Here is an 11671-nt window from a genome sequence, read left to right on the forward strand (position 1 = left end):
CGAGCACCAGGCAAAAGCTAACCATTGCGGCCATCTTTGGCGCCATGGGGCCCGGTCTGCTGGCGGCGCTTTCGGGCAATGACGCCGGCGGCATCGCCACGTATTCCAGCGCGGGCGCCAGCTATGGCTACAAGATGCTCTGGATGCTTCCCGTCATGACCGTGCTGCTTATCGTGACGCAGGAGACCGCGGCACGCTGCGGTTGCGTCACGGGTAAGGGCTTGGCGTCGCTCATCCGCGAACGCTTTGGCGTGCGTAAGAGCGTGCTGGCCATGGCGGCGCTGTTGATCGCCAACACCGCTGTGACCATCTCGGAGTTCGCGGGTATCGCGAGCGGCCTTGCCCTGTTTGGCGTTCCGGCGAGCATCTCGGTGCCGCTCGTGGCGCTGCTGGTGTGGATGCTCACCATGTCGGGCAGTTTCCAGCGCATCGAGAAGATTTTGCTGCTGGTAAGCTGTGTGTTCGTGACCTATATCGTCGCCGCGTTTATGGCTGGTCCCAACTGGGGCGAGGTCGCGGTCGACTTGGTCGTGCCCAACATTCAAAACGACCCCAACTACGTGTCGCTCGTGGTCGCAACAATCGGTACCACCATCGCACCGTGGATGATCTTCCTGGCGCAGAACAACGTGGTCGATAAGAACGCGGGCGAGGACGATATCGTGCTGCAGCGCATCGATACCGTAAGCGGCTCGATTGCCGCCGACATCATCGCCGGCTTCATCATTATCACGACCGGTACGGTGCTGTTCCCGGCGGGTATTCAGATCAGCGATGCCGCTGATGCTGCCCGTGCGCTGGAGCCCATCGCTGGTCAGTGGTCTACGGTGCTGTTTGCCTCTGGTTTGGTTGCGGCGAGCTTTTTGGCTGCGTGCGTGCTGCCGGGTGTTACGTCCAGCGCCATCTGCGAGGCATTTGGCTGGGAGCGCGGTGCCGACCGCAGCTGGGACGAGGCCCCGGTCTATCGCGGCATCATTACGGCCATCATCGGTATCTCTGCCGTGCTGGTGCTTATGCCCGGCGTCGATCTGTTCCAGATTATGATGACCTCGCAGGTCATCAATGGCGTGCTGCTGCCCGTGGTTCTGGTGTTCCAGGTGGTTATTGCCGCCGACCGTCACATTATGGGCACTAACCGCAACGGCCGCGTGTGGAATGTGCTCACTTGGGCGACTATCGGTGTGATTACGGTGCTGACGGTCGTCATGTTTGTTCTGCAGGCGATGGGTTACAGCGCTTAGCGCCTCTTTTGGACTCCAAACAGGCCGCAGCGATGGACTGCGGCCTGTTTTTTGCCCGCTATAGGGCGTTAGTTATATGGCAGTGGACAAAAAATGCCAAATATGAGTACTGTTGCCTTGCCGATAGCATTTACGACCAAGAAAATAATGAACATAGTTAAGAATCTGTTTATTAAAAGCGGGTCTCCAAGTCCTAAGCCGGCCATTCTGGTCAACTGGAAGGGTCGTGCGCTACCGCATGAGCGCCATTTTGGGTGGTTTTGCCTGCTACTAAAATGGTAACAGTACTCATATTTGCCACTTTTTGTCCACGACCTCTTGGAGTCGGCTCGAAAAGAGTGATTTTGGGTTGTTTGCTGCGGGTGTGGGCTTGGAAACAACGTTCGGGGTGGCGAGGCGCCCAGAATTCGGTCGCAAGGAGGGCGTTCCTCGGCTGTGTCAGGAGTGTCCCTGGGTGCCGGCATATAAGGAACGTCCCTAACTGCCGGAGGGGGTGCCTGCCGTGGCAGGCACCCCCTCCGGATGTGGGAAGTTTGCGCTGCAGGTTACTTGTCGGTGCCCAGCTTGTGCGGCTTGAGAGCGAGCGCATTGACGAGTGCGTCGGTGGCAGACTTGACGGCCGCCGGCTGCGGATCGTTGACGTGATCCTCGGGATGCACGGGCAGGTCCTTCTTGACTGCATCGTGGATCAAGCTGAGGTACTCAGTCACGCCAGTGGTCGACAGGTGCGTGCCATCGCCATCGAACAGGTCGTTGCGATTGGCACTGTATCCGTACCAGTCGATAACGCGCACGTTCTTGTAGCGCGTGGCGGCGTTGGCGATGGCCTGGTTGGTAGAGCCAACCCACGGCTGCGGGCTGCGCGTGTTCACAAACACCACAATACGCTTATCTCCTGCATCGGTCATGATGGCGTCGATCTGGTCGTCGGTTACCAAGCCGTTGGTGCCCAGTGCAAAGACCACGATCTTGCCGGCAAGGTTCTGTTGGAGATAGCCCTCAAATGTCGCGCGGCCCGCATCAAACTGGCGGCCCTTTTCGGCATCGATATGGCTGTGCGGGAACACGCCGTCAAAGGAATCAACGGCGCGCAGCGACACGGAGTCACCGATCATCAACAGGTCGTAGGAGCCATCGGGGAAGCCGTCGTTGTCCTTGTCGGTGTCGTCGGCTGCCTGTTGGTCCGTTGGCGCGGTGTTCTTGGCTTCCTTGTTGAGGACTTCGGCGCCCTCACCGCTCAGTGCAGACGTCTCGGGCACAAAGACCAGGCCGCCCAGTGCAACGACCAACACGACAGCGCAGGCTGCGCAGACAGGGACGTGCGCGCGTACCCAGTTGGCGGGCGTGGTGGCGCCGTCGCGAAACTCGGATACGGTGCGCCCAAAGGCGCCCTTTCTAAACGGCGTCTCGATAAAGCGATATGAACATTCGGCTACGGCGACCACCAACAACACCTGCAAAATGTACTGCCACCACGGCGTATCGTTGATGTTGGCGACCGGGTTCATGAGCAACAGTAGCGGATAGTGCCACAGGTAGATGCTGTACGAGCGCTTGCCAACCCACACGAGCGGCTCGGCGGACAGTGCGCGGGCAACCATTCCCTGGGGCTGCACGCAGGCCGCGATGACCATGAGCGTGAGGATGGAGCATAGCAGCGTGCCGCCGCGATACTGGAACGCGGTGTAGCCGTTGGTGAGCGCGACCATGGCGGCAAGGCCAACCAGACCCACGACGCCCAGCACATCGATGGATGCGGGCGAGGACCAAAAGCGCACGAGGGCGCTCGGCTGTGCCGGGACGGTCTCGGCTGCGTTGTCGGCCTTCTCGCCAGGCTTGCCCTCGGCGTTCTTGCCGTGCTTAGCGGCGCCAGCCAGGCGATTGAGCCCCAAACGATGAGCGAGACACACCGGCGCCAGATCGCGATCGGGGATAAAGGCCATCCAGGCGCCCAGCAGCAGCGAGAAGACGCGGGTGTCGGTGCCGTAGTACACGCGGCTGGGGTCGGCGGCAGGGTTGTAGAGCGCCATCATGGCAATGGCGGAAACCGCAGCCAAGCCCAGAACCACGCGGCGCGTGTTGGGCTTGCTCACGTGCATGGACACCATGGCAAACAGTAGCGGCGGCCAGATGAGGTAGAACTGCTCCTCGATGGCGAGCGACCAAAAGTGCGTGAGCGGCGAGGGGTCGCCCAGGGCGTTGAAGTACGAGACGTCCTGCGCAATTTGCCACCAGTTGTTAAAGAACAGCAGCGACGGCAGGATGTCGGGACGCATCTTGGTGAGCATCACGTGGTTAAAGATCGTGCACAGCGCGCATGTCACTACCACGACGGTCACTACGGCGGGGAACAGGCGGCGGATGCGGCGAATCCAGAAGCTCTTGAGGTCGATGCGCCCGGTCTTGGCGACTTCGTTGAGCAGCAGGCGCGTGATTAGATAGCCCGAAAGCACAAAGAAGATCGTGACGCCGAGCAGGCCGCCCTGAGCCCACGTAAGATTGAGGTGATAGAGCACCACCGCGACAACGGCGAGCGTGCGCAGGCCGTCGAGGGCGGGAATGTAACGAGATTTGGGACGAGTGGGCGTCTGGTCCGCGGCGGCGGCGCTGGCGTGGTCCGCTTTGTTGGCGGGTGCTCGATGGGGGCTCGGGGTGCGTCGCGGGTCGCCTGCGCGGCGTTCAGTGCGCGGGCGTTCGTGCGGCGCCTGGTTATCGGGCGCGCGGCGCGGGCCGCGTGAGCTCGATTGCGGGAATTGTTCCATAAAACATCATCCAATGACGAGAAAAATCAGCACGTATTCATTGTAGCTGCCCGCTCCTGTGAATGCTTGCTGCTGGCGCAACCTCAAGCGCGCGTTCACATCAAAGTGAACTAAAGTTATAGAGTGCGAAAGCATACGATTGACGGCCGACGGTGGGTATAAAGCCCGCGGATGAGGAGGTTTCCATGGCAGATCGCGGCATCGTTGCGGTGTTCGGCAGCATGAACATGGACCTTTCGGTGGCGTGTGAGCGCATGCCGCGTGCGGGCGAGACTGTCGGCGGTAGCGGTTTTATCACCAACGCCGGCGGCAAGGGTGCCAATCAGGCTGTGGCCGCCGCGCGCATGGGCGCGCGCACGTGCATGATCGGCGCCGTCGGGCGCGATGCATTTGGCGACGCACTGGTGGCGGGGCTCCAAGATGCCGGCGTGGACGTTGAGTTCGTGGCGCGTCGCGACGACGTGGAGACTGGCACCGCGACTATCATTCGCTGCGAGAACGACAACCGCATCGTGTTGTCGCCGGGCGCCAACCATGCGCTTACGGGCGAGGACGTTGCCTGCGCGCTGCGCTATCTGGTGGCCGATGAACTCGATGCCGAGATCTGCGACCTCGCCCCGGCAGCCGGCGGCGTCTTTATCGCCCAGGGCGAATGCGACCTGATGGCCACAGCCGCGGCGCTCTCTTGCGCCCACAGGCTGGGGTTCTATACGGTCTTTAATCCGGCGCCCGCCTGCGACTTACCGGCGGGAGCGTGGCCTGCGGTCGACTTGGTTTGTCCCAACGAGACCGAGTGCCAGGTGCTGACGGGCATCTTGCCCACGGATGACGCGAGCTGCGTGGCCGCGCTTAAGGCCTTGCTCGCTAAGGGTGCCGGTGCCGCGGTTATCACACTGGGCGGATCCGGATCGGTTACGCTCGGCGATGATGGAGGGCTGCTACGCATGCCGGCGCTCTCTAGCGAGGTGGTCGACACGACGGCCGCCGGCGATACGTTTATCGGCGCACTTGCAGCGGCTCGGCTGCAGGGCTTGCCCCTTTTTGAGTGCATGGTCGCAGGCGCTCGCGCCTCGGCAGTGACGGTATCGCGCCTGGGTGCTCAGCAATCGATTCCCACGCGCGCCGAAGTTGAACGTAAGTTTGGTTTAGACGGTTTAGACGGAGAAGCGGAGTAGAACAATGGCAACCAAGAAGCTGATCCTTGATCTGGATATGGGTGTGGATGATGCGATGGCGCTTGCCTATGCCATCGCGAGCCCCGAGGTGGAGCTCGTCGGCATCACCACGTGCTTTGGCAACGTGCGCGTCGAGCAGTCGGCGCACAACTGCTTGGCGGTGCTCGACCTGTTGGGTCGTCCCGAGGTGCCGGTGTACCTGGGCGCCGATCGTCCCGTGAAGGCGACCGAACCCTACACGCCGCCGGCGTCCACCACGCTTATCCACGGCAAGAACGGCATCGGCGGCGCAAGCGTGCCCGCCTCGCCGTACGAGCCGGTGGGCGCGATGTCGGCCGATGGCAATGCGGCGGTCGATTACCTGATTGATGCCGCGCGTACCTATGGTCCCGACTTGGTCTATGTGGCGACCGGTCCGCTCTCCAACCTGGCGCTCGCCCTTGAGCGCGACGCGGCGGCGATGATGTCTATCGGCCGCGTGGTGGTGATGGGTGGCGCCCTGACCGTGCCCGGCAACGTGAGCGCCGGTGCCGAGGCCAACATGGCGAGCGACCCCGAGGCCGCTGACGCCGTGCTGCGCTCGGGCCGCAAACTCACCATGGTTGGTCTTGACGTGACGCATCGCGTGGTGCTGACGCGCCGCGACATTGCCGGTTGGACGGGCTCGGGCACCATGGCGGGCTGCGCATTTGCGAGTATGGTCGAGCACTACATTGGCTCGTACGAGATGAACGCCCCTTACCTGGGCGGCTGCGCGCTGCACGATCCGCTTGCCGTTGCCGTGGCGATTGATCCCACGCTCGTGGGCGCACTTGGTTGCAACTTGCGCGTCGACCTGCTCGGCGAGTATCGCGGCCGCACTATCTGCGACGAGCATCGCCTGTCCGACCCCGACAAGAGCGCGCTTGTGGCACTCACCGTGGACGCCCCGCGCTTCCTGTCCGAGTTCAAGACACGTATGGCCCGCGTCCTGGGCTAAACGGTTTCTGTGCCCCGTTCCAGATTAGCTACCGAGTAAATACGCCCGTTGGGGGAATAGTCGCGTCGCTTCGCTTGACAACAGGCTAAACTAGCTATTAAACATTTACTATTCTGTTTAGATTTAATTTGCGGTCGTTTAGTTGTCGAGTCACGGGGCGGTCAGGCCACGATGCTCGACCGCGACCGCTACTAGGGGGAACAATGGCCAAAGCAAGTGTCCGCGAAATCAGCCGCATCACCGGTTTTTCGCCTGCGACCGTGTCCAACGCGCTCAACCGCAAGCGCAGCGTGAGCGAGGAGACCGCCAAGGTCATCCTGGAGTGCGCACAGTCGCTCGGCTACCAGCAGTCGACGCAGCTCGAGAGCATCCAGTTTGTGCTTGCGCGCAAGACGGGCGCCATCCTGGACGAGAGCACATTTCACCCCGCGGTTATTGAGGGCGTGGAGCGCCAGGCGCGTCGCCACGGCATGAGCACGAGCTTTGTCTCGCTCGACTTTAGCGACCTGGACGCCGTGCGTCCGCAGGTCGAGGGTCTGATCGCCGACCCGTCTGCCGCCATCGTGCTGATGGGCACCGAGCTGGGTGAGGAGGACTACGCCCTGTTCGCCAACGCTGCCGCCCACCTGATTGTGCTCGATGGCTGGAGCGATCGTCAGTACTTCGATGCCGTAGTTATTGCCAACACCGATTCGGTACTGCGCGCCGTGGACTACCTTATCGAGAAAGGTCACAAGCAAATCGGCTATCTGGCGGGCGACCTTCGCATCCGCAACTTTAAGGACCGCGAGCGCGGCTATCGCCAGGCGCTTGAGGATGCGGACCTCGAGGCCAATCCGGCATGGCGCGTCACGCTGGGCACCACGCTCGAGGGCGCATATCGCGACATGGGCGCGTGGCTCGACAATTCCTCGCGCGAGGATCTGCCAACGGCTTTCTTTGCCGAAAACGACGTGCTCGCCGTGGGTGCCATGCGCGCGCTCAACGAGCACGGTATTCGCGTGCCCGAGGATGTCTCGATCATCGGCTTTGACGATCTGTCTTTGGGCGCCTTTTCCAACCCGCCGCTCACCACGGTGCACGTTCCCAAGCACGAGGTGGGCGAGATCGCGGTGCGCCGCCTGGTGGGCAACATCCGCAATCCCAAGAGCTATACCTGCAAGACGGCCGTATCGACCTATTTTGTCGAGCGCCAAAGCGTGCGCGAGATCTAGGCAGAACGGCGTTTGATAAGCGATGCCCCCAGCTCGATTTTGAGCGGGTGGTGCTCGGCCTCGTCGATGATCTCGACGAGGCGTCGTGCGGCGATGGCGCCCATATACTGCGAAGGAACGTTGAGCGTGGTCAGCTGCGGCTGCACGTAGGTGCCGCCGATGTTGTTGTCGAAGCCGACAATGCGTACGTCATCGGGCACGCGATAGCCGCGCTCGATGAAGGCTTTCATGGCTCCAATAGCCACATCGTCAAAGACGGCGACGTAGCTTTGGGCAAGGGACTCGCCCGAATCAATAATGTCGAGCATGCCCGAGTAGGCCTCGTCTAGATCGACGGCGAGCTCGTGGATGATGCCGCATTTTTCCGACCCGGCTAGCTGACCGATGGCGTGCTCGTAGGCGAAGCGTCGTTCGGTGAAGTTGCCCAAGGTAATGGGCGTCGTTAACAGGCCGGGGACCGATCCATACTTCGAATACAGGTACTGTACGGCAAGTGTCATACTGGCAGCGTTGTCGATCTTGACCGTGTCGACCCCAACGCTCATGCATGAGTCCAGCAGCAGCAGAGGGCAGTCCAGCGATGCAAACGGCAAAAAATCCGACTCGTACATCTCGGTTGCGAGGATGATGACGCCGTCATATCGTGCCTCGGCGATGTCGGCGATCTGTTGGTGAATGTTTTCGAATGGCGAGTAGTTCACCAGCGAAAACGAGAATCCCGCATGCCTAAGGGCGCCCTCGACTCCGGCGAGCATGTCGGCGAAAAAGGGGCTCGCAAAGATGCGGCGCCGGTTAAAGGCAACCAAGGCAACGGTTCCGCTTCTTTGTCGCTCGAACTTAATCTTGCTAAAGTCGTAACCTAGGGCTTCAGCGGTGCTGAGCACCAACTGCCGTGTTTTTTCGCTTACGCCGCGTCGATTGTTAAGTGCAAGGGAGACGGCCGCTGCCGAGATTCCCAGCTGATCAGCAATTTGTTTTGCAGTAACGGCCATGGTGGTTCCTAACGGTTGTTAACTTAAAACGAGCTTAACATCCGCCTGTTCATTAAGCTAAACATTTAGTAATTCAACTTAAGAATCGATAGAAGTTAAGTTGCGCCCCCAGTAGAGTTGGTCTCACCAAACGCAACAACCAAGGGGGAAGCGATGATCGGCAGTATTTCCGAAATGCCTATTACGGATGAGAGCTATCCGTTTTCGAGTGCGGAGCGCTACTGTCATCTAAGCGCGGAGGGCTACGCCGAGCGCGAGTATCGCATCGACGGTACCGCCAACGTGTACCGCACGGTCGATGAAGATGGCGGCGTCGAAGTCATGACGGCCGATGCCCCGTACTCCAACCGCATCGTCGTGCGCGCTCCCAAGGACCTGTCCCAAGCGAGCGGCAATGTGGTCGTCGAGATCATCAACCCCACGTCGTTTATGGAAATCGAGCACATGTGGATTCTGGGTCACGGTGAGTTTGTGCGCTCCGGCGATATCTATGTGGGCATTACCAGCAAGCCCAACACCATCGCCAAGCTCAAGGAGTTCAACCCCGACCGCTATGCCTTTATGAGTTGGGCGAACCCGACTCCCGAGCGACCCTTCGACTATGATCCGGCCGAGCTCGAGCGCGGCGGCGCACTTCCCGACATGGACATCTCCTACGAGACGGGTCTGTTTTGGGATATGCTGACCGATCTTGCGTGGCTCCTGCGCGAGGACTCCGACCCCAACCCGATCCGCGATTATCCGCACCAGGCGATCTGCCTTACGGGATGGTCCCAGTCAGGCGCCTATCTGTTCCGCTACCTCAACAGCTTTGCCTATCGCGAGGAGGTGCGCCGCGACGGCCGCGTGTTTGACGGCTATCTGTCCGGCGGCGGCATCCATTCGCTGTGCACTCCCGTCAACCAGTATGAGTGCTGCCGGGACTATGCGCATCACCTGATGCGCGTGGAGCACGTCGAGGAGCCGTTCATCGCCCTTCAGACCGAAAGCGAGAACGGTCGCTTTGAGAGTTGGCGCACGCTTATGCCCGATAGCGATGCCCCCGATTTTAAGTACCGGCTGTACGAGGTGACGGGCGCCTCCCACGATACGCAGTGGAGCTATGTCGACTATTACCAGGACGACGAGGATCTTAAGCGTATCGACCACCTGCCGGTGTATGTCGGCAAGCATGCCGAGGCAAACGCCTATCCGTCGCAGTATCTCTTCCACGCTGCCTTCCGCAACCTGTTCCGTTGGGTCCGCACCGGCGCCGCGCCGGCAACGTGCCCGCACATTGAGCTGGATGCAAACGGCGAGAACGTAAAGGATGCCCTGGGCAACACCAAGGGCGGTCTTCGCACCTGCCTGCTCGAGCATCCGTTTGCCCGTTACTCCAACACGAGCCTGGTCGAGCCGGGTCAGGGCACGGTCGATAAGACGAGCGACAAGGATGGGCTGTTTGGCCACATGGAGTCGTTCTCGGCATCGATGCTCAAGGAGCTGTACGGATCGCTCGAAAACTACCGCGCCCTGTGCGAGCGCGATACGGCGATTGAGGTGTCGCAAGGCTTTGTCTGTGCCGAAGACGCCCGGGCGATCGTTGACTTTGCCGTGAGGTCCGCGAGCGAGCGGGGACTGAACTAGTAGGTATTAAGACCGGAGAGGGGTCTGTAATGGATACGACGTTGAACCAAGACGCTGTCGCCGAGATCTGGCGTCCGGTCGTTCTGACGTTTGAGAGCGCCTGTTCGTTCGACAACCCGTTTTTGGATGTTGAGATTTGGGCGGAGTTTGTCGGTCCGAGCGGCAGGGTGATCCGCCGCGAGGCCTACTGGGACGGCGACCGCACCTACCGCGTCTCGTTTGCCCCGACCGAGCTCGGCGCTTGGAACTATGGTATCGAGGCTCCCGAGCAGACCGGTCTTAATGGCTGTGCGGGCAGCGTCGAGGCTGTACCGTACACGGGCGACCTCGACCTGTATCGCCACGGCTTTATCCGCGTCGCGGACAACCCGCACCTATTTGCCTATTCGGATGGCACGCCGTTTTTTTGGCTCGGCGACACCCACTGGGAATTTGCCTACCGCGAGAGCTGGGACAAGTCGAACCACCCTGGCATGACGAGTCAGTTCCGCGGCATGGTCGACCTGCGTGCCAAGCAGGGATTTACCGTCTACCAGACCAACTTGCGCTCCGACATGGGCGCAGATGGTCGCTACTGGATTGACGGCGGTATGCCCAAGGGCGTAGAGGATCTGCCCAATGTCGCTTTCTACCGGCAGGAGCTTGATCGCCGCATGGCCTATGTCGCCGATGCCGGTTTGGTCAACGCGCTTGGCCAGGCATGGGCGTTTTCTATTCGCGGCGATCGTGGCGTGGAGCATCAAAAGCACCTTGCCCGCTATCTGGTGGCGCGCTATGGCGCATATCCGATGGTTTGGACGCTTGCCGGCGAGGTTGCCGGGTATGGCAAAGAAGATCGAGCCGCTTTGATCGACGGATGGCGTGAGGTCGCCTTGGAAATCGAGGCCCGCGACGGCTATGGCCACCTGGCTACGGCGCACTATACCAACGAGCGCCCCTTTGCCGATTACTACCAGGACGAGGCTTGGATGGACTTTACGCTCAACCAGGCCGGTCATGGCGATTACCTGATCAAGGCGAGCGACTACTTTGACTATCTGGCAGCTCATGACGACAAGCCCTTCGTCGAGGGCGAGGCGCTCTACGAGTTTTGCTCGACGCTCGAGGAAATGGGTACGCGCCTGTGCACCGCAGACATGTTGCGTCGCGTGGCGTATATCTGCATGCAGGCGGGCGGCGCCGGCTATACCTACGGAGCCCAGGGCATCTGGGACAACGTGTGGGAAAGTCCCGAGGAGCTCGATCCCTTTATGGCGATCTTCAACCGCTTTGGCATTACGTGGGCCCAGGCGGTAGACGGAGAGGGTGCAGTCCAGATGGGCTATATGCGCTCCTTCTACGAAGAAAATCACTTCTGGGAGCTCGCTCCCTACGAAACGACCGATGCGGGCAACCTGTTTGCCAACAAGGCTCCGCTGGCAACCGCCAACCGAGACCTTTCGCGCATCGTCGCGTACTTTGGCGATACCGTGCGCCGAAAGCTTGCTATCGAGGGCGTGCCGACGGGCGCTGCCTATGCAAGCCGATGGTTTAACCCCCGCACGGGCGCATACCGTGACGGCGAGAACGTCTCTGTCGTCACGGACAGCATCACACTGCCTGACAAACCCGAGGTTGGGGATTGGCTCCTCGTCCTCGAGCTCAAGGCATAACCATATTTCCCTTGGTCATAGGCGGGAAAG

8 protein-coding genes are annotated in these 11671 nt (G+C 60.9%); 6 read left to right on the top strand and 2 right to left on the bottom strand.

Annotated elements, in window-relative coordinates; translation table 11 throughout:
* Positions 1–44 precede the first annotated feature (44 nt).
* The gene (locus OIL88_02170; GenBank protein HJI71180.1) at positions 45–1241 is read left to right on the top strand and encodes an Nramp family divalent metal transporter; all 1197 of its coding nucleotides are present in this window, start codon (positions 45–47) and stop codon (positions 1239–1241) included.
* A gap of 545 nt (positions 1242–1786) precedes the next feature.
* On the opposite strand, the gene OIL88_02175 is transcribed toward OIL88_02170, so the two are convergent.
* Entirely contained in the window at positions 1787–4003 is a 2217-nt protein-coding gene (locus OIL88_02175) for an acetyltransferase (protein HJI71181.1), read from the bottom strand.
* Between the two features lie 185 nt (positions 4004–4188).
* On the opposite strand from OIL88_02175, the gene OIL88_02180 reads away from it, so the two are divergent.
* The 3 genes from OIL88_02180 to OIL88_02190 all read left to right on the top strand — a co-directional run bounded on the left by OIL88_02180 (position 4189) and on the right by OIL88_02190 (position 7371).
* Complete coding sequence (locus OIL88_02180) at positions 4189–5178, top strand: ribokinase (GenBank protein ID HJI71182.1); 990 nt, start codon at positions 4189–4191, stop codon at positions 5176–5178.
* A 4-nt stretch (positions 5179–5182) separates the two neighbouring features.
* The gene (locus tag OIL88_02185; GenBank protein ID HJI71183.1) at positions 5183–6157 is read left to right on the top strand and encodes a nucleoside hydrolase; all 975 of its coding nucleotides are present in this window, start codon (positions 5183–5185) and stop codon (positions 6155–6157) included.
* A 203-nt stretch (positions 6158–6360) separates the two neighbouring features.
* Positions 6361–7371: a LacI family DNA-binding transcriptional regulator gene (locus tag OIL88_02190; protein ID HJI71184.1), complete on the top strand. Its 1011-nt coding sequence runs from the start codon at positions 6361–6363 to the stop codon at positions 7369–7371.
* On the opposite strand, the gene OIL88_02195 is transcribed toward OIL88_02190, so the two are convergent.
* Entirely contained in the window at positions 7368–8363 is a 996-nt protein-coding gene (locus OIL88_02195; protein ID HJI71185.1) for a LacI family transcriptional regulator, read from the bottom strand. The genes OIL88_02190 and OIL88_02195 overlap by 4 nt on opposite strands.
* A 153-nt stretch (positions 8364–8516) precedes the next feature.
* Between OIL88_02195 and OIL88_02200 the strand changes: the two genes are divergently transcribed.
* Both OIL88_02200 and OIL88_02205 read left to right on the top strand, forming a co-directional pair.
* The gene (locus tag OIL88_02200; GenBank protein ID HJI71186.1) at positions 8517–9989 is read left to right on the top strand and encodes an alpha/beta hydrolase domain-containing protein; all 1473 of its coding nucleotides are present in this window, start codon (positions 8517–8519) and stop codon (positions 9987–9989) included.
* 29 nt (positions 9990–10018) lie between these two features.
* Positions 10019–11641, top strand: coding sequence for a DUF4038 domain-containing protein (locus OIL88_02205; protein ID HJI71187.1), 1623 nt, complete (start codon positions 10019–10021; stop codon positions 11639–11641).
* Positions 11642–11671: the final 30 nt, after the last annotated feature.

Source organism: Coriobacteriaceae bacterium, from assembly GCA_025992855.1.
Taxonomy (GTDB): domain Bacteria; phylum Actinomycetota; class Coriobacteriia; order Coriobacteriales; family Coriobacteriaceae; genus Collinsella.

What these genes read in the sequence shown, in the direction of transcription:
- OIL88_02170 (HJI71180.1), top strand. Translation starts at nt 45, where the DNA reads ATGGGGCCCGGTCTGCTGGCGGCGCTTTCGGGCAATGACGCCGGCGGC.
- OIL88_02175 (HJI71181.1), bottom strand. Translation starts at nt 4,003, where the DNA reads ATGGAACAATTCCCGCAATCGAGCTCACGCGGCCCGCGCCGCGCGCCC.
- OIL88_02180 (HJI71182.1), top strand. Translation starts at nt 4,189, where the DNA reads ATGGCAGATCGCGGCATCGTTGCGGTGTTCGGCAGCATGAACATGGAC.
- OIL88_02185 (HJI71183.1), top strand. Translation starts at nt 5,183, where the DNA reads ATGGCAACCAAGAAGCTGATCCTTGATCTGGATATGGGTGTGGATGAT.
- OIL88_02190 (HJI71184.1), top strand. Translation starts at nt 6,361, where the DNA reads ATGGCCAAAGCAAGTGTCCGCGAAATCAGCCGCATCACCGGTTTTTCG.
- OIL88_02195 (HJI71185.1), bottom strand. Translation starts at nt 8,363, where the DNA reads ATGGCCGTTACTGCAAAACAAATTGCTGATCAGCTGGGAATCTCGGCA.
- OIL88_02200 (HJI71186.1), top strand. Translation starts at nt 8,517, where the DNA reads ATGATCGGCAGTATTTCCGAAATGCCTATTACGGATGAGAGCTATCCG.
- OIL88_02205 (HJI71187.1), top strand. Translation starts at nt 10,019, where the DNA reads ATGGATACGACGTTGAACCAAGACGCTGTCGCCGAGATCTGGCGTCCG.